Consider the following 22,356-nt stretch of genomic DNA (forward strand, 5'->3'; position numbering starts at 1 on the left):
GAATACGTCTCCGCACGTCCAAACGACGGAAACGTCGGAGCAAGATTACAGCGCGCCTTTTTCAACAGTATCCGCCAACACCGGACATCTGCTTCAGGTAATGTATTGGCTGTTTGGCGACAGCGGGAAACGGTTTCAATGCGGGCAGAGCAGCGCATTTCTTTAAAGCACGAAGACGTAAAGAGCCCGTTCAGCGACCTCCCGTACAGCATCTTCAAGTCGCTGCCAGTGAAGATGACGCCGCAACAAGGTTCGGTCTGATGGCTAATGCCTTTCAGGTCGCTCACACAAGCTAAGTCGCCAGTCTCCCGTGAAGTCAAAGCACGGAGCTGGTACTTCCGAACTAAACCAAAAGGATGTGCTGGCAACAATCGACGGTGCACAATACCAATATGCGCAACCATCCTTGTTCATGGCCCACCAACGGGCACTCTTCGGGGCCATGCTCCAATCGACGGTAGCTATCTCTGATTCAGTCTGATGTAGATCGTCGGTCATGGAAGTTAGCTTGTAGCGGTACTGGATGAGCCGGAGCTGAATTCTGCTTTAAGCGCAGGTTCATCTTAATCGTCGTCGTCGCCGTCGTCACCATCATCATCGCCGTTCCCGCCGCCGCTTCCGTTGCCGTTCCCGTTATCACCGTGTCCGTTCCCGCCGCCACGCTCGTTTTTATCGTCCGCGTTACCGCGACCTGCCGCCTGCTGGCCGAACGTGTTGCCGCCTTCGCTGCGTTCGCCACTGACGCCAATTGATCCAGAATCGCTCGTTTCTCCCGCCGAGCTTCTGTCGCCGAACGAACCCAGGCCAAGGCCCGCTCCGACTGGCGCGGCTTGACCTACGGCAGGTACAGATGCTTGCACTGGCTCTACGGAGAAGACGGAGGGAGGTTCATCGAGTCCTGCGACGGACATGTTCTGAGCTTGGTCTACGGTGACCTGTTGGCCCGGTCCGACATTGGTGCTCTGACCACCCGTAAAGGAGGAGACCTGGACCAACCCCTCTTCAACGGACACGGAGGCCGCCTTTGCCGTCACAGTCACCGTGAAGCTTGTGCCCTTGACCACAGCAGCGAGAAAAGGAGTGTGGACGTAGGTATGCGGCCTGCTGCGTTTTTCGATATCGAGGGCGATTTCGCCCTTCTGCTGAACGACCCGCGTTTCTCTGGAGAAAAGCCCGTTCTCGGTGAAGATCGCTGCGAGGGTCTTCGGACCGAATGACACTTTCTCCACGCCTCGCTCCAGTTCCACCCGTCCCCTCGGCCCTGTGGATATCCAGGAGCTGTTCGGGATGGTCATGCCGCCGACAACGGGGACCCAGTTCTTCTTGTCGACCGTAAATAAGACCTGCTTTGTTGTCCTGCTTACAAGCCATTCAGATGCGAGCGCTTGAGCGGACCACATGCAAAGCATGACGAATACAACGAACGGGATGGAACGGAAAAAGCTAGTCATCGCCTATCGTGCCAGCAATTCTACGCCAAGGGACCAATTTTCGGGCGGCGGCTCATGACGGTCGAGAAGAGAGACCAGCTTCGCCGCCGGCTTGCCGGATCGATTTTAACCTCCGGGAGCAGCAGGGCATCGAGACCTGGAGGCGGTTCCTCGATGAAGCTCGACGGCCCGGCAGGGGCGATCAGGGTCGGGTTTCGTCGCGGTCATGAAGTTCTCCTTCAAAAGGGTGGCAACGCGCGCCGGAACGCATGGAACGATCGCACCATCGATTGGTTGGAACAGCACCCCCAACAAGAGAGGTGCATCATGAAATCGTTGATTGTTACTGTGGCCGCACTAGCGCTCTCCGCTGGCGTTGCGTTCGCTCAAGCCACGACGCAGAACGCGCCCGCGCAGCAAAGCCAGGGGCAGGGCCAAACCCAACAGCAGGGCGGCGGCGACAACTTCCCCTCGGTTCAGCCACCTCCTCCGCCAAGCCTAGACCAGCAGCCCGGTGGACAGGTGGACCGGTCAGATGGGTGGCGTGGGGACCAGATGACCCGCCACCACCGCGGGCGCCACGGCGGGCGCACCGCGCACTTCTCGATTGAAACGGGTGGCGCGAAGATCAAAGTCCGCTGCGGCGCGGACCAGTCGAGCAACCAGTGCGTTGACATGGTGTCGCAGCTCCTAGAACAGGTTCAGTCGAGCGATAGCGGCAATGCTCGCGACGGGCGCGAGCGCGACCGAGATCGCTACAGTCATCGGGACTCGCGATGGGATCACCTCGACCGTGATTGGCACGATGACCGCGACCGGAGGGGAAGGGACTAAGACGATCTCGAGGGACGATAATCCAGCTGCAATGGCTTCATAGGACAAGGATCGGAGCGACAACGCCGGTCCGTGGCTCTATAAGGCGTCACTACACATTTGAACGGCCACACCGAAAAGGTGTGGCCGTTCCACCAGACGATCGCCAACGCAACCGGCACGCGCGTGAACGCCCCCATGACGGCATCCGACTACATGCTCGACGCAACTAACACTTGTAGGCAAATGGGGCGTTCCATGAAGCCTCCGGCGAACCGGGCGCGGTCAACAGGATCGCTGATATTAAGAGACCATCGCGGGCCTTAGCTGCTTGCCGCGAGGATGGCTTCGCTGCGGATTTCCTCCGTCAGCTTCAGTCGAAGGCGGGAGAATTCCGGGCTTGCCTTGACGGTGTAATGGCGAGGATGCGGGATATCTACCGGCGTGACGGACTTGATCCTGCCGGGGCGTGCCGTCATCGTGACCACGCGGGAGGCCATGAACACGGCCTCTTCGATATCGTGGGTGACGAAGATCACCGTCTTCTGTTCGCGTTCCCAGATGCCGAGGAGGAGCTCCTGCATCAAGCCACGCGTCTGGTTATCGAGCGCCCCGAACGGCTCGTCGAGCAGCAGGATCTTAGGGTCGTTGGCCAAGGCGCGGGCAATCGCCGTGCGCTGCTGCATGCCGCCAGAGAGCTGCTTCGGCCAGTGGTCCTCGAAGCCGCGCAGTCCCACCTTGTCGATGTAACTGCCGACGATCTCCTTCGAAGAGGAAGCGGGAAGGCCGCGTTCACGCAGCCCGAAGGCGACGTTCTCGCGCACCGTGAGCCATGGGAAGAGGGTGTAGGACTGGAAGACCATACCCCGGTCCGCGCCCGGACCCTTGATCTCCGTCCCCTCGAGCATGACCTTGCCGGTGGTCGGCTGGTCGAGCCCGGCGATGATGCGAAGAAGCGTTGACTTGCCGCAGCCGGACGGACCGAGGACGGTCACGAAGTCGTTCTTGGCGATCTCCAGGTCCGTTGGCTGAAGCGCCTGTACGGGCTTTCCGCCACGCACGCCCGGGAAGGTGCGGCTTACGCCCTGGATGATGAGCTCGCTCATGCCAGCCTCCAGGCGAACAGGTGACGGTTCGCCGTCTTGAACGCAAAATCGGAAATCAGACCGATGATGCCGATGACGATGATGCCGAAGATGATCTGGCCGGTGGCCATCAGCGCCTGGCTGTTGATGATCATGTAACCGATGCCGGACGAGGCGCCGATCAGTTCGGCGACGATGACATAGGTCCAAGCCCAGCCGAGAACGAGGCGCAGCGTCTCGGCGATATCGGGAGCATTGGCCGGGATGAGCACGCGCCGCACGATGCCGCGGTCACGGGCGCCGAGGGTGTAGGCGGCCTCGACCAGATCGCGGCGCGTGGCTGCCACGGAGACCGCAACCATCAGGATGATCTGGAAGACCGAGCCGATGAAGATCACCAGCAGCTTCTGCATTTCCCCAATTCCAGCCCAAAGGATGAGGAGTGGGATGAATGCGGACGCAGGGAGGTAGCGCGAGAAGGAGACGAAAGGCTCAAGCAGTGCCTCCACCGGCTTGTATGCGCCCATGGCGACGCCGACGGGAACGGCCACGACTGCGGCAAGGACAAAACCCCCGACCACGCGCCACACGGTCATGCCGATGTCTCGCAGGAAGCCCTGTTCGGTCAGCAGGTAGATCCCGTCTTTGACCATCGTGATCGGGTCGGCGAGGAAGGTCGGGGAAACAAATCCGCCGAACGTCGCAAGCGACCAGCCCGCAAAGAACAGCACGAAGAAGAGGATGCCGAGCAGGACGCGAGCCTGCGGGCTGATTGGTTGTAGTGGGCGCATGGTGCCTCGGCAATCGACGACCGGCGGAGAAGTCCCCGCCGGCCTTGAGACCTTACTGGATGAACGATGTGTCGACGATGGTAGAAAGGTCAGGCTTAGACTTGATGACGCCGATCTCCATCAGGAGGTCCGCAGCCTTTTCCGAGAAGGTCATGAACTCTCCAGCGAAGAAGGTCTTGTTGGCGGCCTGATCCTGCCATTCCAGGTGCTGTGCCGAATCGCCGAAGGCTTCAGCCGACTGCTTCACGTCGGCACCCATGATGCCGTAGCTCTTTTCCTTGTCCGTTCTGATCATCTCAAGGGCTTCGAAATAGCTCTTGGCCAGAGCCTTTGCCGCGTCCGGATTGTCCTTGAGAAACTCTGGGGTGCAGCCAAAGGTGTCCATCACGGCCGGATAGTCCAGGGTCGTAGCAAGGATCTTGCCTTGGTCCGGGGCGGCACGGACCGTTGAAAGGTAGGGTTCGTAGGTCATTGCCGCATCGTTCTGACCCGCGACGAAGGCCTGAGCTGCCGGGCCCGGCTCGAGATTTACGACGTTGACGTCCTCCATCGTCAGCCCGTTTTCCTTCAGCATGTAGGCGAGAAGGAAGTAGGGCGAGGTGCCGGGTGCGGAGGCGGCGACCGTCTTGCCCTTCAGGTCGGCAAAGCTCTCGACATCGTTGCGCACGGCCATGCCGTCGGCGCCATGCGATTTGTCGAGCTGGAAGATCTGCGTTGCCGGCACGCCGTTGGCATTCCAGACAATCCAGGTTTCGACGGTTGTGGCGGCGCACTGAATGTCGCCGGATGCCAGTGCAAGATGGCGGCTCGCCTGCGGGATCTTCTTGATCTCCACGTTAAGCCCGTGCTTCTTAAAGATACCCGCTTCCTTCGCCAGCGTCAGAGGCGCAAAACCCGTCCAGCCGGACATGCCGATGGTGACGGAGGTTTCCGCCTTCGCAGCGGTTGATCCTAGTAGAGCCGCAAGCGAGGCGGCGATTATCCAGCAGTTCTTCATCGTGGCAGTTCCCCTGTTTGGTTTATATTGAGGCAGCTTCGGATTATGCCTCTTGGGCGGGCATACTATCCATGCTGCAGTTATCTTGTCTATACAAGATATCATTGGCGGGCAGTATCATGACCGCCAAAATAGCACCTTCGCCGGTCATTGAAATCTGCTCTCCCGCTTCGACGATGACGACATCCCGCGCCTGCAGCGTCTCCTCCCGGGAGGCGCCTATCACCCTAACTCCGGTGCCGAGGCAGAAGATGAACCGCGTGCGATCCGAACCCTCGAGAGAGAGGGGCAGCGCGAGTCTTTGGACCTGATGATTGACGGTCTCGCGCCTGCTCATGACGTTGAAGTCGACGATCGTGCCGTCGGTCAGCCGAGCCTTCGTCGCCACGTCCGCCGAAAAGCGATAGGGCAGGGACGACGGGTCAAGGAAAATTGGCTCGCAGCCGGCCACTGACAGCTCCAACCCGCCGCCTTCGATGACGCTCAACGTCCGGTCAATGCCGGGGAAGATCGAGAACGGGCCATCTTCGGCGACCGTTGCCATGCTGATGCGCCAATCGAAGGTGTCCACGGTGGCATCAGCCGGAAAGACAGCAATCTCAGCCGTCTCGCCGCGTCCGTTCTTCCATGGCATCCGCTTGTGGTCGCAGGCGCTAAGAACCTTCATGGCTCAGTTCCCCAGGATGCCCGGCAGCCGCAGCCCGTTCTCTCGGGCGCAGTCGAGAGCGATCTCGTAGCCCGCGTCTGCGTGGCGCATCACGCCGGTTCCCGGATCGTTCCACAGCACCCGTTCCAGCCGGCGGTCGGCATCTTCCGAGCCGTCGCAGCAGATCACCATGCCGGAATGCTGCGAGTAGCCCATACCAACGCCGCCGCCGTGATGGAGGGACACCCAGGTCGCGCCGGAAGCAGTATTGAGAAGGGCGTTGAGAAGCGGCCAGTCGGACACGGCGTCCGAACCGTCCTTCATCGCCTCCGTCTCACGATTGGGGGAGGCGACGGAGCCTGAATCGAGATGGTCGCGGCCGATGACGATTGGAGCGGAGAGTTCGCCGTTGCGCACCATCTCGTTGAAGGCAAGGCCGAGCTTGTGGCGGTCGCCAAGGCCGACCCAGCAGATGCGTGCCGGCAGGCCCTGGAAGGCGATGCGCTCTTTCGCCATGTCGAGCCAGTTGTGCAAGTGCTTGTTGTCCGGCAGCAGCTCCTTCACCTTGGCGTCTGTCTTGTAGATGTCGTCGGGGTCACCGGATAGGGCAGCCCAGCGAAAGGGGCCGACGCCGCGGCAGAAGAGCGGACGGATATAGGCCGGCACGAATCCAGGGAAGGCGAAGGCATTTTCCAGACCCTCGTCCTTGGCCACCTGGCGGATGTTGTTGCCGTAGTCGAGCGTCGGTACTCCGGCACTCCAGAAGGCGACCATGGCTTCCACGTGGACTCTCATGGAGGCGCGCGCCGCATCTTCCACAGTCTTGGGATCGCTCTCCCGCTTCGCCCTCGCTTCCTCGACAGTCCAGCCGATCGGCAGGTAGCCGTTGCGCGGATCATGAGCTGAGGTTTGGTCGGTGACCATATCGGGGCGTGGGCCACCGGTGTGCATGCGGCGCACGAGTTCGGGGAAGATCTCGGCCGCATTGCCGAGCAGGCCGACGGACTTGGCTTCGCCCTTTGCCGTCCATTCGGCAATCATGGCGAGAGCCTCATCCAGCGTCTTCGCCTTGGCGTCGACGTAGCGGGTGCGCAGGCGGAAATCGATCCGGCTCTCGTCGCATTCAACGGCCAGGCAGCAGGCGCCGGCCATGACGGCTGCGAGCGGCTGCGCACCGCCCATGCCGCCGAGGCCACCGGTCAGGATCCACTTGCCCTTCAGGTCGCCGTTGTAGTGCTGGCGGCCGGCCTCGACGAAGGTTTCGTAGGTGCCCTGAACGATGCCTTGCGTGCCGATGTAGATCCACGAGCCGGCAGTCATCTGGCCGTACATGGCCAGCCCCTTTTTATCCAGCTCGTTGAAATGATCCCAGGTCGCCCAGTGTGGCACGAGGTTGGAATTGGCGATCAAGACGCGCGGTGCGTCCCTATGGGTGCGGAACACGCCAACCGGCTTGCCCGACTGGACGAGCAGCGTCTCTTCCTCACTCAGGGTCTTCAAGGTCGCGGCGATGCGGTCAAAATCGTCCCAGGTGCGGGCAGCGCGCCCGATGCCGCCGTAGACAACCAGCTCATGCGGGTTCTCGGCGACATCGGGATCGAGATTGTTCATCAGCATGCGCAGCGGCGCTTCGGTCATCCAGCTCCTGGCATTAAGCTCCGGGCCGCGCGGGGCGCGGACCTCTCGGATGTTGTGGCGCGGATTTGTCATCTCTCGTTCCCCATTGCCTTGAGTTCGTAAGCCACCGTCTCCAGGCGCTCCAGAATCATCTTCAGATAAGGCCTGAGCTTCTCCGCCTTGTCGGAATCATAAGCGAACGGCACGGTCTCCGCCGCCAGATGCGTCGACTGGGCAAGCTCCATCTGGATGGCGTGAATGCCGTCAGCTGGGCTTCCGTAGTGGCGGGTGGTCCAACCGCCCTTGAAGCGCCCGTTGACGATGCTCGTATAGCCGGCTGCATAGCCCGCCACCTCGGCGGTCACCCGTTCGAACTCGAGCGCACATGAGGCGCCGGAATTGGAGCCGATGTTGAAATCCGGAAGAGTTCCTTCGAAGAGGAACGGGATGTGAGATCGGATGGAATGGCAGTCGTAGAGCACCACGAGGCCGTGGATCGCCTTTATGCGCTCGATCTCTGCAGACAGCGCCGTGTGATAGCGGCTGTGAAAGGCGTCCAGGCGGGCTGAAGTATCCTTGTCTGTCGGTTCTGCTCCCTCCTTCCAGATCGACTTGCCGTCGAAATCGGTCGTCGGGACGAGGCCTGTCGTGTTCTGCCCCGGATAGAGACTTTTTCCGTCGGGATCGCGATTGGCGTCGATGACATAGCGATGGAAGGTAGCGCGCACCGTCGTCGCATCCTGGAGAAGGCCTGCATATAGGTCATGGATATGCCAGTCGGTGTCTGCCAGCAGGCGACCATTGTCGTTCAGCCTGTCCCATACCTCGGCAGGAAGGTCCGTTCCGGTGTGCGGGAAGGCAAGAATGACGGGTGAGTTGCCCTTCTGGATCTCAAAGACAGTCATCGGCCGGCCTCCAGCCTGGGCAGGATCCCATCCGCCACGGCGGCGACCAGCGCGCCGGACGCCACCAGTTCACTCGCCTTGGCGAGATCGGTTGCCATGTAGCGATCGTCGTCCAGAGCCGGGACGGAAGCGCGTAGCACAGCGGCCGCTTTCTCCAGCTCCGGACCAGTCCTAAGCGGCCCGCGCAGTTCAACCCCTTGAGCCGCGGCCAAGGCTTCGATGCCAAGGATGCCGAAAAGGTTCTCCGTCATGGCGAGCAGGCGCCGTGCACCATGGCATGCCATAGAAACATGGTCTTCCTGGTTGGCCGACGTCGGGGTCGAATCGACGGAGGCCGGATGGGACATCTGCTTGTTCTCGCTCATCAGCGCCGCAGACGTCACTTCAGCGATCATGAGCCCGGAATTGAGTCCCGGCTTCTTCGACAGAAACGCAGGTAGGCCATAGGAGAGCGCCGGATCGACCAGCAAAGCGATCCGCCTCTGGGCAATCGCTCCGATCTCGCAGATCGCGAGTGCCGTCTGGTCTGCGGCAAAGGCTACCGGCTCAGCATGAAAGTTGCCGCCGGAGAGCACCTGGTTATCGGACAGCACGAGCGGATTATCGGTTACAGCATTTGCCTCGATCTCCAGTGTCCGCCCGACCTGGCGCAGGAGATCGAGGCAGGCGCCGTCGACCTGAGGCTGGCAGCGGATGCAGTAGGGGTCCTGGACGCGCTCGTCGGCGTCGATGTGGCTTGCGCGGATCTCCGAGCCCTCAAGCAATTGCCGCAGGGCAGCCCCGGCGTCGACTTGCCCCTGATGCCCGCGCAGCGCATGGATCTCGGGATGGAACGGCGCGGAGGATCCCATGGCCGCGTCGGTCGACATGGCGCCCGTGACAAGCGCCGTCTGTGCCGCACGGTGGGCGCGAAAGAGACCAGCGAGCGCCAGTGCGGTGGAAACCTGCGTTCCGTTGATCAGCGCAAGCCCTTCCTTTGCAGCAAGGTCGATGGGCTCGAGGCCTGCCTGCGCCAGTGCCGCAGCGCCGGACAGGACGCGCCCCTCGTGCATCGCTTCGCCTTCGCCCATCATCACGGCGGCCATATGAGCAAGCGGTGCGAGATCGCCGGACGCTCCGACCGAGCCCTTTTCTGGAATGACGGGGATGACGCCCTTTTCAAGCATGGCTTCAAGCAGGCGGACAAGCTCCAGCCGCACCCCGGAGGCGCCGCGACCAAGCGAGACCAGCTTCAGCGCCATGATCAGGCGCACGACGTTTTCCGGCAGCGGGCTTCCGAGGCCACAGCAGTGTGACAGGATGAGGTTTCTTTGCAGTTTCGCCACGTCGGCGCTGTCGATCTTGATCGAGGCAAGCTTTCCGAAACCTGTGTTGATCCCGTAGACCGGCTCGTTACCCGCGGCGATCTCGGCAATGCGGCGCGCACCTTTCTCGATTCCTGCGTCGAAGGATCGATCGAGCGTTGCCGCACCCGTGCTCCAGTAGATTTCCGCGAGCTCATCGAGTGTGACTCGGCCAGGGTGAAGCTTGATCGTCATACGCTTACCTCCGATCCCTTGAACACTCGGGCGTGAAGCGGGTTGAACCCCATTCGGTAAACCAGTTCAGCCGGTCGCTCGATGTCCCAGATTGCGAAATCCGCGGACTTGCCAACCTCGATGGTGCCGGTTTCCGGAAGCAGGCCTAGCGCGCGCGCGGCTTCGCGCGTCACCCCGGCCAGGCACTCGTCGACGGTAAGCCGGAACAGCGTTGCTGCCATGTTCATGGCAAGAAGCAGCGAGGTGAGGGGGGACGTTCCGGGGTTGCAGTCCGTGGCAACGGCGATCGGCACGCCCGCCTCACGCAGGGCCACGACAGGCGGCTTCTGTGTTTCGTTGATCGCGTAGAAGGCTCCCGGCAGAAGCACGGCAACCGTCCCGGCTTTTGCCATTTGAGCGATGCCTTCTCCGTCAAGGTACTCGAGATGATCTGCGGAAAGTGCTCCATAGGAGGCGGCCATCGCGGCACCTCCAAGGTTCGAGAGCTGTTCCGCATGAAGTTTAACCGGGAGATTAAGCGTTCTGGCCTTGTCGAAGACCAGACGCATCTCATCGACGGAGAAGGCAATGCCTTCGCAGAACCCGTCCACCGCATCGATCAACCCTTCTGCATGGCCTCGTTCCATTCCCGGCAGAACCACCTCGCGAATGTAGTCCCGGTTCCGCCCCTTGTAGGCGGCAGGCGTGGCGTGGGCTGCCAGATAGGACGTGGCGACCCGCACGGGGCGCTGTTTTTCCAGTGCCCGTGCCGCGCGCAGCATGTTGAGCTCACCATCGATACTGAGCCCGTAGCCGGACTTGACCTCCACTGTCCCGACACCCTCCCGGAGAAGCGTATCCAGACGAGGAAGGCTCGCCTCCACCAGTTCGGGGACGGAGAGAGCATTGGTCGCGGCCACGGAGGAAACGATCCCGCCGCCCGCGCGCGCAATCTCCTCGTAGGTCGCGCCGTTCAGCCGCATCTCGAACTCCATCGCCCGGTCGCCGCCGAAGACCAGGTGCGTGTGGCAGTCGATGAAGGCCGGCGTCACCCAGCGGCCTTCAAGGTTTCGGTGTTCGACGTGGCTTGCGGCGCCCGGAAAGTCATCGGCGCGGCCGATCCAGCTGATGCGACCGTCCTCGCACAGGATCGCGGCATCTTCCATGACGCCGCAGCCCGGCTCCTGCGGTGCAAGGGTTGCCAAGCGGGCATGTGTCCAGAGCGTTCGGTGGTGATTCATGCGGCCTCCGAATTCACTTGAGTTCACGGCCATTCTTGCGTGACCTTCCCATTGTTCTGTTTAATGTATATACATAGCGTTGGCGTTGGCAAGCGTCGGTTTCGTCAACAAGGGGGAGACCGGCGGACGGTAAAGGCGGAGGGTAATCGTGACGGCGATCCATGCAAAGCAGGCGCTTCTTCCCGAGGGTTGGGCACGAGACGTGCGGATCGAGCTGGCGGAGGGCAAGATTTGCGGGATCGAGCGTGAGGCCGAAGCACAGCCGGCGGACGAGCGGCAGGACGCGGTCGTGCCGGCAATCGGCAACCTCCACAGCCACGCCTTCCAGCGCGCGATGGCCGGCCTGGCCGAGATCCGCGGTCATGGCGACGACAGCTTCTGGAGCTGGCGCACGACCATGTACAGATTTGCGCTGAGTATGACGCCAGATCAGGTCGAGGCGGTCGCCGCGCAGCTCTATATGGAAATGCTAGAAGCCGGCTTCGCGCGTGTGGGCGAGTTCCACTATCTGCACAACGATGCAGACGGCGGACACTACGATGACATCGCGGAGATGGTTGTTCGGATCGCCGCAGCTTCGGAGGAGGCGGGTATCGGGCTGACGCTACTTCCGGTCTTCTACGCCCATTCCGGCTTCGGCGGTCAGCCATCCCTCGAAGGCCAGCGCCGCTTCATCCACTCGCTTGAGAGCTTCGCGCGACTGATGCAGAGGTGCGAGACGATCACCGCTGCGCTTCCGGGAGCAGTGCTGGGCCTTGCACCCCATAGCCTGCGGGCGGTGAACGAGGAGGAACTTCGCGAGTTGGTCACGCTTGCCGGACCGCGGCCGATCCACATTCATATTGCCGAACAGACCAAGGAAGTCGACGACTGCATCGCCTGGTCCGGTGCGAGGCCGGTGGAGTGGCTGCTCGATCACGCTGAGGTGGACGATCGCTGGTGCCTCATCCACGCGACCCATATGACCGGCGCCGAGACGCAGCGCATGGCGCAGAGCGGTGCAGTTGCTGGCCTTTGCCCGATCACCGAGGCGAACCTGGGAGACGGCGTCTTCAATGCCCCGACCTTCCTGCAGGAGAAGGGCCACTTCGGCGTCGGCTCCGACTCCAACATCCGCATCTCTCTGCCGGAAGAACTGCGGATGCTGGAATATTCGCAGCGCCTGTCGCGCCGCGCGCGCAACGTGATCGCCGATCCGGGAGGCTCGACCGGGCGCAGGCTGTTGGAGGCCGCCTGCCGTGGCGCGGGGCAGGCCCTTCAGTCATATAGCGGGATCGAGATTGGCGCCACCGCCGACATGATCGCGCTCGACTTGCGTGGTGTGCCTCACCTCCAGCAGGACCATCTGCTCGATCACTGGATCTTCGCTGGGGGTGTCGCGGTCGACACGGTCTGGGCAGCAGGCAGAAAGCTTGTGGAGGGCCGACGGCATATCAAGCGGGATGCGATCTCCCGTCGGTTCAACCATGTGATGAAAGAGCTTACCGGCGCATGAGATGGGAACGCCCGGAGAATTTCCTTTTGGATAGCATCATCACCGGGTTAGATCATCCAGACGGTTGAAAGGAAGACGACAGATCGTGGCGGACATCGGCGGCAGGAACCAGACGCTGCACCAGCGCATATTAAACGACATCGAGGGCAATATCGTCTCCGGGCAGTGGCCACCCGGCCACCGGCTCCCCTTCGAGGTTGACCTGGCGGTTCACTACGGATGTTCCCGCATGACCGTGAACAAGGTGATGACGCAGCTGGCAAAATCGGGCCTGATCGAACGCCGGAAGAAATCCGGTAGTTTCGTCACCCGACCGCAGGCCGAGTCAGCGGTTCTTGAGATTGCCGACATCGAGCAGGAGGTGAGGTCGCTAAATCTGCGCTACGCCTTCAGGCTCGAGCGCCGGCAGGTGAGGCGTGCGACGCAAGCGGACCTCCGTGCTCTGGAAGCGAAGCAGGCAAAGGACGTGCTGGCCGTGGTCTGCATCCATTTCGCCGGTGAGCGGCCTTTCTGCGTGGAGGACCGCATCATCAACCTGGCCGCGGTTCCCGGTGCCACAGCCGCGCATTTCTCCGAGACGCCGCCGGGACGTTGGCTTTTGGTCGAGATCCCCTGGAGCGCTGCAGAGCACCGCATCCACGCGACTGCGGCAACGGCTGAGATGGCCGCGATGCTGGATATCGCCAAGGGCTCTCCATGCCTTCTGATCGAGCGGCGGACCTGGAGCGATGCCGGGACGATCACTTACGTCCGCTTGACCTATCCCGGAGAAACACATTCCCTCGTCGCTCGGTTCACTCCCGCGTCCCGGTGAGTATGGAAGGGTTGGGATGTTTAGGAGGACCTTAGCCTTAGCGTTGAAGGACCGCACCCGGCTATTTCGCGGGCAATGTCGGCTATACTGGTTTTTTCCTCCATCACTGCGTGCACTACATGGACCTCGTCTCGTTCCTCGTGTCGCCGGTTGATAAGCTGACGGCGTGCAAGGTCGAGAAGGGCAGGGGCAAGGTGCTCTTTCATGTTAACTTCGACTTCGAATGCGGTGCCATCGGCACCATCCCCATGGGCACTGCCCCAATCGCGGCGCGCCGGTGGAGCCTATCGAAATCATGGGCGACCACCAGCGCATCGAGGTCGACAACGTCATCGAGCGGCCATCCGGTTGGGACGGAACGGAGCTTGCTCTCTGCTGTGGCTATAACCTCCACTGGCCGGTACTCGGCGTTCGGGTGCGTCCTTATCTTTTCTTTACTCGCTTCCCAGCTCTTCCCAATCGAGGCCTGACCCGAAACACCTTTAGTCCTGTCTGCCTATCAACAGGAGACACGGACATGTCCGACTTCACCTTCATCGCGCTTTGCGGCGGCACGCTTCTCGTGCTCGCGCTCTACGCCCGCGCACTCGACCGGCTTTGAGGGGATCAAGATGCCTGAACCTCTCTTTGGCCTCCTCGTCGCCGTGCCTCTCGGCTCCTATCTCGTGGTCACGCTCTTGCGTCCCGAGCGTTTCTGATCTGGAGCAGCCCCATGACCATCACCGGTTGGCTGCAGATCAGCCTTCTCTTCCTCGCCGTCCTCCTCGTCGTCAAGCCGCTCGGGCTTTACATGGCGAGGGTGTCTTCCGGCGAGCGGACGTTTCTTTCGCCCGTGCTCGGTCGCGTTGAAAGCAATCTCTACCGTCTGGCTGGCATCGATACGGGCAGGGAGCAGAGCTGGCGGGCCTATGTCACTGCCATGCTCATATTCTCGCTGGTCGGCTTCGTCGCCCTTTACGCACTCCTGCGCTTTCAGGCCTCTCTGCCACTGAATCCCCAGAGCTTTACCGGCATGTCGCCAGACCTCGCCTTCAACACGGCGATCTCCTTCGTCACCAATACCAACTGGCAGAACTACGGGGGCGAGACCACGCTCAGCCACCTCAGCCAGATGGTCGGCCTCACGGTTCAGAACTTCCTGTCTGCGGCCACCGGCATGGCTCTGGCCGTCGCGTTCACCCGAGCCTTCGCACGCTCTAAGGCCGCGACACTCGGCAACTTCTGGGTCGATGTCACCCGAGCCACCCTTTACGTGCTGCTGCCGCTGTCGATCATCGTTGCGCTCGTCTTCGTCGCCATGGGCCTTCCCCAGACGCTCGATGCCTCCGTGACGGCAACCACCCTCGAAGGTGCCAACCAGGTGATCTCGCTCGGACCGGTCGCCTCGCAGGAAGCGATCAAGCAGCTCGGCACCAACGGTGGCGGCTTCTTCAACGTCAATGCCGCCCATCCCTTCGAGAACCCGACGGCCTGGTCGAATTACCTCAACATCTTCGCCATGCTGTCGATTTCGGCAGCGCTTGTCTATGCCTTCGGCCAGATGGTCGGAAATCGCCGCCAGGGCTGGGCGTTAATTTCGGCCATGGCCGTTCTGCTGATATCGGGCGTCGCGTTCATCTACTGGGCCGAAGCCCAGGGGAACACAATTCTCACGGCCATCGGTGTCGATCCGTCGCTCGGCAACATGGAAGGCAAGGAGATCCGTTTCGGCCAGGCGATGACGGCGCTGTATGCGGGGGTTACGACCGGACTGTCGAATGGCGGCGTCAACGGCATGCACGGCTCGCTCACCGGTCTCGGCGGTCTCGTGCCGATGTTTCTGATCCAGCTCGGCGAGGTTCTGCCGGGCGGCGTCGGCTCTGGTCTATACGGCATGCTGGTCTTCGCGCTGCTGTCCGTCTTCGTTGCCGGCCTGATGGTCGGGCGCACGCCGGAATTCCTCGGCAAGAAGATTGAAGGCCGCGAGATGAAGTTTGCCATGCTGGCGGTGCTCGTCCTGCCGCTCGCGATCCTTGGCTTCACCGCCGTCTCCGCCATGCTGCCCCTTGCGGTCGCCAGCATCGGCACCGCCGGCCCGCATGGCCTGTCGGAAATCCTCTATGCCTATACCTCGGCAGCCGGCAACAATGGCTCGGCCTTTGGTGGGCTCTCGGGCAATACGCCCTGGTACAACACGACGCTTGGGCTCGCCATGCTGCTCGGTCGCTTCGCCTATGTGGTGCCGGTCATGGCCATCGCTGGATCGCTCGCCGCCAAGGTCAAGGCACCCGGATCGGCCGGCACCTTCCCGACGGACGGTCCGCTGTTCGTTGGCCTGCTCATCGGCATCATCCTCATCCTCGGCGGCCTGCAATTCTTCCCGGCGCTCGCACTCGGTCCCATTGCCGACCATCTGGCGATGCTGGCCGGCCAATCATTCTAAAGGAACTTCCATGTTCAAGGCTCATCAAGCGCAAAGCCTTCTCGATCCAGGCATTCTGCGACCGGCTGTAGTCGATGCCTTCCGTAAGCTCGACCCACGGCTTCTGTTGCGCAATCCGGTGATCTTCGTCACCGAGATGGTGGCTGTCGTGGTGACGCTACTCCTCCTCCGCGACCTCGTCACCAAGCCGGCCGAGGCGTTCTTCTCCGTGCAGACCGCCAGCTGGCTGTGGTTCACGGTCCTGTTTGCCACTTTCGCCGAGGCCGTAGCCGAGGGCCGCGGCCGGGCGCAGGCCGACAGCCTAAAGAAGACCAAGTCGGAACTCGTCGCCCGCCGGCTCAGAGCCGATGGCGGCACAGAGACAATCGCCGCGCCGGACCTGAAGGTCGGTGACGTGGTGATCGTTGCAGCCGGCGAGCTCATTCCCGGCGACGGGGAAGTCATCGAGGGTGTCGCCTCGGTCAACGAAAGCGCCATCACCGGCGAATCCGCCCCCGTGATCCGTGAATCCGGCGGCGACCGGTCGGCGGTGACCGGCGGCACGCAGGTGCTGTCGGACGAGATCCGGATCAGGATCACGGTTGCCCCCGGCTCCTCCTTCGTCGACCGGATGATCGCGCTGATCGAAGGCGCCCAGCGCCAGAAAACGCCGAACGAGATCGCGCTCTCCATCCTGCTGTCGGGGCTGACGCTGATCTTCCTCTTCGTCTGCGTGGCGATCTGGGGCCTGGCCGGCTATTCCGGCACGGTCATCTCCGTCACCGTGCTGGCCGCGCTGCTGGTCACGCTGATTCCGACGACGATCGGTGGACTTCTGTCGGCGATCGGCATCGCCGGAATGGACCGTCTGGTGCGCTTCAACGTGATTGCTACCTCCGGCCGCGCGGTGGAGGCTGCGGGCGACGTCGACACGCTGTTGCTCGACAAGACGGGCACCATCACCTTCGGCAACCGCATGGCCAGTGATTTTCTCGCTGCCCCCGGTGTCACGCCGGTCGAATTGGCCGAGGCCGCCCTGATTGCCAGTCTGTCCGACGAGACACCGGAAGGCCGCTCCGTCGTCGCGCTTGCCACCGGAGACTTCGGTATCGCAATGCCGGAGGCCCGTTTCGATGCGGTCATCGCCTTCACCGCGGAGACGCGACTGTCGGGCGTCGACTTCGGCCCGCGGCGGCTGCGCAAGGGCGCGGTCGATGCAGTGCTGAAATTTGCTGGTCTGACAGAAGAGGATGCGCCCGCGCAATTTCGCCGTGCCGTGGACCAGATCGCCCGCAGCGGCGGCACGCCGCTGGCGGTCGCCGACGGCAATCGCCTGCTCGGCGCGATTCACCTCAAGGATGTGGTGAAGCCGGGCATCAAGGGGCGTTTCGCAGCGCTTCGCGCCATGGGCATTCGCACCGTCATGGTGACCGGTGACAATCCGGTGACGGCGGCCGCCATCGCCTCGGAAGCAGGGGTCGATGACTACCTCGCCCAGGCGACGCCGGAGGACAAGCTCGCCTTCATCCGCCGCGAACAGCAGGGCGGCCGCCTGATCGCCATGTGCGGCGACGGCACCAACGATGCGCCGGCCCTTGCCCAGGCCGATGTCGGTGTCGCGATGCAAACCGGCACCCAGGCCGCCCGCGAGGCCGCCAACATGGTGGACCTCGATTCCAGCCCGACCAAGCTCATCGAGATCGTCGAGATCGGCAAGCAGCTGCTGATGACGCGCGGCTCGCTGACGACGTTTTCGATCGCCAATGATGTGGCCAAATACTTCGCCATCATCCCGGCGCTGTTCGTTGCCACTTATCCGACGCTTGGCGCGCTCAACATCATGGGACTTGCCTCGCCGCAATCGGCCATTCTCTCGGCTGTCATCTTCAACGCCCTGATCATCGTCGCACTGATCCCGCTGGCGCTGAAGGGCGTCTCCTACCGGCCCTCCGGCGCCGTCGTCCTGCTGCGTCGCAACCTCCTGGTCTACGGCCTTGGTGGTCTCGTTCTCCCCTTTGCCGGCATCAAGATCATCGACCTTGCCGTCAGCGCGCTTCACCTGGTGTAATCATGATCAACCATCTTCGCCCCGCAATCACCCTCATCGTCGCGATGACCGCCGTGACCGGTATCGCCTATCCCCTGACCATCACCGGTATTGCGCAGGCCGTCATGCCGGCACAGGCCAATGGCAGCCTGATTGAGAAGGATGGTGCCGTGATCGGCTCCGCCCTGATCGGCCAGGGCTTCACCTCGGACCGGTATTTCTGGCCGAGGCCGTCGGCGACAGGTCCCGAGCCGTATAACGCAAGCACCTCTTCCGGTTCGAGCCTGGGCACGACGTCCATTAAGCTGAAGGAACGTGTCGCTGCCGATGTCACGCGCCTCGAAGCTGCTGGACTTGCCATGCCGCATCCCGCCGACGCGGTGACGACATCGGGCTCCGGCCTCGATCCGCATGTCTCCCCGGCCTTCGCCGAGGCTCAGGTCGCACGCGTTGCCCAGGCACGGGGACTGCACCTCGAACGCGTGTCCGATCTCGTTCAGACGATGACGGCGCAGCGTGAATTGGGCGTCATCGGCGAACCGCGCGTGAATGTGCTAGAGCTCAACCTGGCGCTCGACGCACTTGCAATGTGAGAGACTGAATGGCGGATGACGACCGCAACCACGATCGCAGACCCGATCCCGATGCATTGCTTGCCCTGGCGGAGAGAGACCGCCGGGGCAAGCTGACCGTTTTTTTGGGCGCCGCACCCGGTGTCGGCAAGACCTATGCAATGCTGTCTCGGGCCGCGCGCCTGAGAGCGGATGGTGCAGACATCGTCGTCGGTCTCGTCGAGACCCATGGCCGCAGCGAAACGGCGGGGCTGCTCGAGGGGCTGGAGGTCTTGCCCAGGACCCGCGCTTCGCATCGCGGACGTGTGCTTGAGGAGTTCGACCTCGATGCGGCTCTCAAGCGTCGCCCCTCAATCGTCATTGTCGACGAGCTGGCGCATTCAAATCCGGACGGTTTCCGTCACCCCAAGCGCCATCAGGACATCGAGGAACTGATTGTCGCCGGCATCGATGTCTGGACGGCCCTCAACATCCAGCATCTCGAAAGCCTTGCCGATCTCGTGACCCAGATCACGGGCATCACGGTGCGCGAGCGCGTGCCGGATGTCGTGCTGAAGCGGGCAGACGAGGTTCTGCTCGTCGATCTGTCGCCGAGCGAACTGATCGAGCGACTGAAGGAGGGCAAGGTCTACCTGCCGGAAAGTGCCAACCGAGCCGTCGACAGGTTCTTCCGTCTAGGCAATCTCACGGCGCTTCGGGAACTGGCGCTGCGCCGAACCGCAGACCGGGTGGACGACCAGATGGTCGACTACTTGAAACAGAATGCGATCGACGGCCCTTGGGCGACAGGCGAACGTCTGCTGGTGTGTGTCGGCTCCGACACGCTTTCGGAAAAGGTCGTTCGGGTTGCAAGCCGGCTTGCCTCGGGGCTCAACGCTCCGTGGATGGTGGTATCGATCGAGCGCCCCGACCGGGAGGTGGAAACGCCTGAACGCCTGCAAAGAATCGAGACGCTGTTTCGCCTGGCCGAGCAGCTCGGAGCAGAAACCCGTCGCGTCATCGGCAGTGATTTCGTCGACGAGATCCTGAAGCTCGCCCGCCGCGAACACGCGACCCAGATCGTCATCGGAACGCGGCGTCGCAATCGCCTGAACCGGTTCCTGTCAAAATCCTTGCCGGAGGCCCTCGCCAAACGCGCCTCGGGGTTTGGCGTCTACATCGTCACGCCGGAAGCGGGGGATGCTGGTCGCAGCAAACGCACGCTCCCGGTGCCGCAGCTCTCGAGCCTCTGGCTGGCGACTGTCATCGCCGTGGGCTTCGTCGCGATCGCGGCGGCGATCGGCAAGGTCATCGACACGATCGTCGACCTTCCCAACATCTCGCTGCTGTTCCTGCTCGCTGTGCTGGGGGCCTCGGTATCGGGCGGCTATCTCGCCGCCTTTCTCGCCGCCATCCTGTCGACGCTCGCCTACAATTTCCTCTTCATTGATCCGCTGCATACCTTCACGATCGCCGCACCCCATGAGGTCTTCGCCCTCTTCGTCTTTCTGGCGGTCGCCATCATCGCCGGTGGATTTGCATCGCGGATCCGGGAACAGGCCGAGATCGCAGGGACCCGGGCAGCGGCATTGCAGTCGCTCTATGATTTTTCCCGCAAGCTCGCCGGCACCGCAAAAACCGAGGACGCCATCTGGCTCACCGTCTCGCATCTGCAGGCGCGGCTGAAGCGCAAGGTCGTGCTGCTCCTGCCCCGCCAGGGGGACCTGAGCATGGCCGCTGCCTGGCCGCCCGATACCGAACTCGATGTCACCGACCTGACGGCGGCCCGCTGGACCCATGACAAGCGCGAACTCGCCGGCCACGGCACCGGCACGCTTCCCAACAGCCGCTTCGAGTTTCGTCCTCTGCTCGGTCCGCACGGCATCGTCGGCGTTTGCGGTATCGAGCACCGTGAGGATCTCGACCTCAACGCCGAGCGTGCGCTGACCGCCATCCTCGACCAGACGGCGATCGCGCTGGATCGCGCAAGACTGGCCGAGGAGACGGTGCAACAGGCCGCAAGGCTGGAGGGCGAACGCTACCGGGAGGCGCTGCTCTCTTCGATCTCCCATGATCTGAGAACGCCGCTGGCGACCATCACCGGCGCAGTCACCGGCCTTCGCCAGCTCGGGGAGCGGATGACGGCGGAGAACCGCGACGATCTGCTGCAATCGATCGAAGAGGAAAGCGGCCGGATGAGCCGTTTCATTGCCAACCTGCTCGACATGTCCCGCATCGAGGCCGGCACGTTGAAACCCAAGCAGGAGTGGATGGATGTGACCGACGTGGTCCAGTCGGCCGTCGAGCGCACTCGCAAGTATGCGCCGGGCCGCCTGATCGAGACGGGCATCGCGCCGGATCTTCCGTTGATCCGAGGCGATAGCGTGCTTCTTTCGCAGGTTCTGTTCAACCTGCTGGATAATGCGGTGAAATATGGCGGAGACGAGTCCATCAATGTCTATGCCCGGCGCGACGGCAAGGACGTGCTGATTTCCGTGACGGACCTCGGCAAAGGCGTTTCCACAGAGGATCTGGACCGGATCTTCGAAAAATTCTATCGCAGAGGCAAGCCGGATGGCCGGGCGCCGGGCACCGGACTTGGCCTGTCCATCGCGCGTGGCTTTGTCGAGGCGATGGGCGGACGCATTCACGCCGAAAGCCCGGCATGGAAGAAGAAGGGAACCCGCATCATCATGCGCTTTCCGGTAGCCGAGCCAGCGACCATGGAGCCCAGATGACGGTGTCACGCATTCTCGTGGTTGACGACGAACCGCAGATACAGCGTTTCCTGAAGCCCGCACTGACGGCAGCGGGCTACGAGGTGATCGAAGCGCTGACCGGTGCCGAGGCCTTGAAGGCTGTGGCCACACAGGCACCCGACCTCGTCATCCTAGACCTTGGCTTGCCCGACATGGACGGAAAGGACGTCATCGCCAGCCTGCGCGGCTGGAGCGAGGTGCCGATCGTCATCCTGTCGGCGCGCGATCGCGAAAGCGAGAAGATCGCAGCCCTCGATCTCGGGGCCGACGATTATGTGGAGAAACCGTTCGGCATCGGCGAACTCACCGCCCGCATCCGCAACGCGTTGCGCCATCGCGGCAGGCGCGATGCTATACCGGAGATCATGGAGGTCGACGGCCTAACGATCGACCCGATCAAGCGGCTCGTCTCCCGCGACGGCGATACGGTTCACCTTACGCCGAAGGAATACGACCTGCTTTTGCTGCTTACCCGCCATACTGGTCGGGTCGTCACCCACCGCACCCTTCTAACAACGGTCTGGGGTCCCGCCCACAGCGACGACCTGCATTACCTCCGCGTCTTTATCGGACAGTTGCGGCAGAAAATCGAGCGGGATCCAACGCAGCCGCGGATCCTACGCACGGAACCGGGCGCGGGCTATCGGATGGCGGAACGGGATTGAGGCCGAACTTCGACGACCTGGATCGAGTGCCATTCCTCGACCGGGGCGGTCGCATCCGTAACCGCGCGCTGTTCGATCCGGCGATCGACAGCAAGCTGCGAGACTGCGACCGGACAGGAGCGGACCATCCCTGGCCGCCCCCACCTTGGTCATTCCAAATGGGGAAGTTCAACTCACGCTGAAGCGGTGTTAATCTCCGCTTCGCCAAATCGGGCTGAATATACAAGTCTCGGTGCCATCAGGCCCGTGGTTGCCACCTGCGAAGGAAGCGGCTCGCTGCGTAAGGTCTATGAATGCTAGTGGAGTCTGGCACAGTTCTTCCTGATGCAACCGGCGGATTTCGCCTTGGAGATCGGGGAAGCGGTCGTAGCCCGTCAGCAGCAGATAGCAACGCTTACCCGCAACGTCGATCGTCGCCTCGGCCGCTTCAAGGCCACATTCCCTCGCCAGGGCAAGACAGAAGACCTCGTTCTCAACACTTACCGAAAGCCGTTTTGTATCTGGTTTGACGTGCCCCCTTTGAATCGGACCGTTTATGGCTGGAATTTTCCAACTATGATCCCTCAATGGGAGAAGGAGAGT

At 62.4% G+C, this 22,356-nt stretch carries 22 protein-coding genes; 12 read left to right on the forward strand and 10 right to left on the reverse strand.

Features of this window, described 5'->3' with window-relative positions:
* A partial coding sequence (locus LXM96_RS20525; RefSeq protein WP_240000420.1) for a hypothetical protein occupies window positions 1-261 on the forward strand: 261 nt, incomplete at its 5' end.
* Between the two features lie 302 nt (window positions 262-563).
* Here LXM96_RS20525 and LXM96_RS20530 read toward each other — a convergent pair.
* Window positions 564-1,451 (reverse strand): FecR domain-containing protein, encoded by an 888-nt coding sequence (locus LXM96_RS20530; protein ID WP_317208292.1) that lies wholly within the window; start codon window positions 1,449-1,451, stop codon window positions 564-566.
* Between the two features lie 306 nt (window positions 1,452-1,757).
* On the opposite strand from LXM96_RS20530, the gene LXM96_RS20535 reads away from it, so the two are divergent.
* Window positions 1,758-2,264, forward strand: coding sequence for a hypothetical protein (locus LXM96_RS20535; protein WP_240000422.1), 507 nt, complete (start codon window positions 1,758-1,760; stop codon window positions 2,262-2,264).
* Between the two features lie 302 nt (window positions 2,265-2,566).
* Here the strand turns inward: LXM96_RS20535 and LXM96_RS20540 are convergent, their stop codons facing one another.
* From LXM96_RS20540 to hutI, 8 genes are read right to left on the reverse strand one after another with little or no spacing between them, the layout of a single operon-like run.
* Window positions 2,567-3,349: an ABC transporter ATP-binding protein gene (locus tag LXM96_RS20540; RefSeq protein WP_240000423.1), complete on the reverse strand. Its 783-nt coding sequence runs from the start codon at window positions 3,347-3,349 to the stop codon at window positions 2,567-2,569.
* Entirely contained in the window at window positions 3,346-4,119 is a 774-nt protein-coding gene (locus LXM96_RS20545; RefSeq protein WP_240000424.1) for an ABC transporter permease, read from the reverse strand. The genes LXM96_RS20540 and LXM96_RS20545 overlap by 4 nt, the downstream gene beginning before the upstream one ends.
* 52 nt (window positions 4,120-4,171) lie before the next feature.
* Complete coding sequence (locus tag LXM96_RS20550; RefSeq protein ID WP_240000425.1) at window positions 4,172-5,116, reverse strand: ABC transporter substrate-binding protein; 945 nt, start codon at window positions 5,114-5,116, stop codon at window positions 4,172-4,174.
* Window positions 5,117-5,159: 43 nt separating this feature from the next.
* The gene (locus tag LXM96_RS20555; RefSeq protein ID WP_240000426.1) at window positions 5,160-5,783 is read right to left on the reverse strand and encodes a HutD/Ves family protein; all 624 of its coding nucleotides are present in this window, start codon (window positions 5,781-5,783) and stop codon (window positions 5,160-5,162) included.
* Between the two features lie 3 nt (window positions 5,784-5,786).
* On the reverse strand, window positions 5,787-7,472 hold the full coding sequence (hutU, locus tag LXM96_RS20560) for a urocanate hydratase (protein ID WP_240000427.1): 1,686 nt from the start codon (window positions 7,470-7,472) through the stop codon (window positions 5,787-5,789).
* Window positions 7,469-8,284 carry an N-formylglutamate deformylase gene (gene hutG / locus LXM96_RS20565; protein WP_240000428.1) on the reverse strand — a complete coding sequence of 272 codons (816 nt, stop codon included), beginning with the start codon at window positions 8,282-8,284 and terminating at the stop codon, window positions 7,469-7,471. Before hutG ends, hutU begins: the two co-directional genes overlap by 4 nt.
* Window positions 8,281-9,822 (reverse strand): histidine ammonia-lyase, encoded by a 1,542-nt coding sequence (hutH, locus tag LXM96_RS20570; RefSeq protein ID WP_240000429.1) that lies wholly within the window; start codon window positions 9,820-9,822, stop codon window positions 8,281-8,283. Before hutH ends, hutG begins: the two co-directional genes overlap by 4 nt.
* Window positions 9,819-11,075 carry an imidazolonepropionase gene (gene hutI, locus LXM96_RS20575; RefSeq protein WP_240000430.1) on the reverse strand — a complete coding sequence of 419 codons (1,257 nt, stop codon included), beginning with the start codon at window positions 11,073-11,075 and terminating at the stop codon, window positions 9,819-9,821. Before hutI ends, hutH begins: the two co-directional genes overlap by 4 nt.
* Before the next feature lie 115 nt (window positions 11,076-11,190).
* Here hutI and LXM96_RS20580 point away from each other — a divergent pair, with 115 nt between their 5' ends.
* The 9 genes from LXM96_RS20580 (at window position 11,191) to LXM96_RS20615 (ending at window position 21,774) form a co-directional block, all read left to right on the forward strand.
* Complete coding sequence (locus tag LXM96_RS20580) at window positions 11,191-12,537, forward strand: formimidoylglutamate deiminase (RefSeq protein WP_240000431.1); 1,347 nt, start codon at window positions 11,191-11,193, stop codon at window positions 12,535-12,537.
* A gap of 94 nt (window positions 12,538-12,631) precedes the next feature.
* The gene (hutC, locus tag LXM96_RS20585; protein ID WP_240000438.1) at window positions 12,632-13,351 is read left to right on the forward strand and encodes a histidine utilization repressor; all 720 of its coding nucleotides are present in this window, start codon (window positions 12,632-12,634) and stop codon (window positions 13,349-13,351) included.
* Window positions 13,352-13,628: 277 nt separating this feature from the next.
* Entirely contained in the window at window positions 13,629-13,952 is a 324-nt protein-coding gene (locus LXM96_RS20590) for a hypothetical protein (RefSeq protein WP_240000432.1), read from the forward strand.
* A gap of 10 nt (window positions 13,953-13,962) precedes the next feature.
* Window positions 13,963-14,049: a K(+)-transporting ATPase subunit F gene (gene kdpF / locus LXM96_RS21950; RefSeq protein WP_394802012.1), complete on the forward strand. Its 87-nt coding sequence runs from the start codon at window positions 13,963-13,965 to the stop codon at window positions 14,047-14,049.
* Window positions 14,050-14,063: 14 nt separating this feature from the next.
* Entirely contained in the window at window positions 14,064-15,773 is a 1,710-nt protein-coding gene (gene kdpA / locus LXM96_RS20595) for a potassium-transporting ATPase subunit KdpA (RefSeq protein WP_240000433.1), read from the forward strand.
* A gap of 10 nt (window positions 15,774-15,783) precedes the next feature.
* Window positions 15,784-17,820 (forward strand): potassium-transporting ATPase subunit KdpB, encoded by a 2,037-nt coding sequence (kdpB, locus tag LXM96_RS20600; RefSeq protein WP_240000434.1) that lies wholly within the window; start codon window positions 15,784-15,786, stop codon window positions 17,818-17,820.
* Between the two features lie 2 nt (window positions 17,821-17,822).
* The gene (gene kdpC / locus LXM96_RS20605) at window positions 17,823-18,392 is read left to right on the forward strand and encodes a potassium-transporting ATPase subunit KdpC (protein ID WP_240000435.1); all 570 of its coding nucleotides are present in this window, start codon (window positions 17,823-17,825) and stop codon (window positions 18,390-18,392) included.
* 8 nt (window positions 18,393-18,400) lie between these two features.
* Entirely contained in the window at window positions 18,401-21,088 is a 2,688-nt protein-coding gene (locus LXM96_RS20610) for a sensor histidine kinase (RefSeq protein ID WP_240000436.1), read from the forward strand.
* Window positions 21,085-21,774, forward strand: a complete 690-nt coding sequence (locus LXM96_RS20615) for a response regulator (RefSeq protein WP_240000437.1) — start codon at window positions 21,085-21,087, stop codon at window positions 21,772-21,774. Before LXM96_RS20610 ends, LXM96_RS20615 begins: the two co-directional genes overlap by 4 nt.
* A 189-nt stretch (window positions 21,775-21,963) precedes the next feature.
* On the opposite strand, the gene LXM96_RS20620 is transcribed toward LXM96_RS20615, so the two are convergent.
* Entirely contained in the window at window positions 21,964-22,224 is a 261-nt protein-coding gene (locus tag LXM96_RS20620) for a hypothetical protein (protein WP_240000439.1), read from the reverse strand.
* Here LXM96_RS20620 and LXM96_RS20625 point away from each other — a divergent pair.
* Window positions 22,120-22,356 (forward strand): hypothetical protein (locus LXM96_RS20625; protein WP_240000440.1); only part of this gene is annotated, 237 nt, incomplete at its 3' end. The genes LXM96_RS20620 and LXM96_RS20625 overlap by 105 nt on opposite strands.

This window comes from Rhizobium halophilum (assembly GCF_021648825.1).
Classification (GTDB): Bacteria; Pseudomonadota; Alphaproteobacteria; order Rhizobiales; family Rhizobiaceae; genus Neorhizobium; species Neorhizobium halophilum.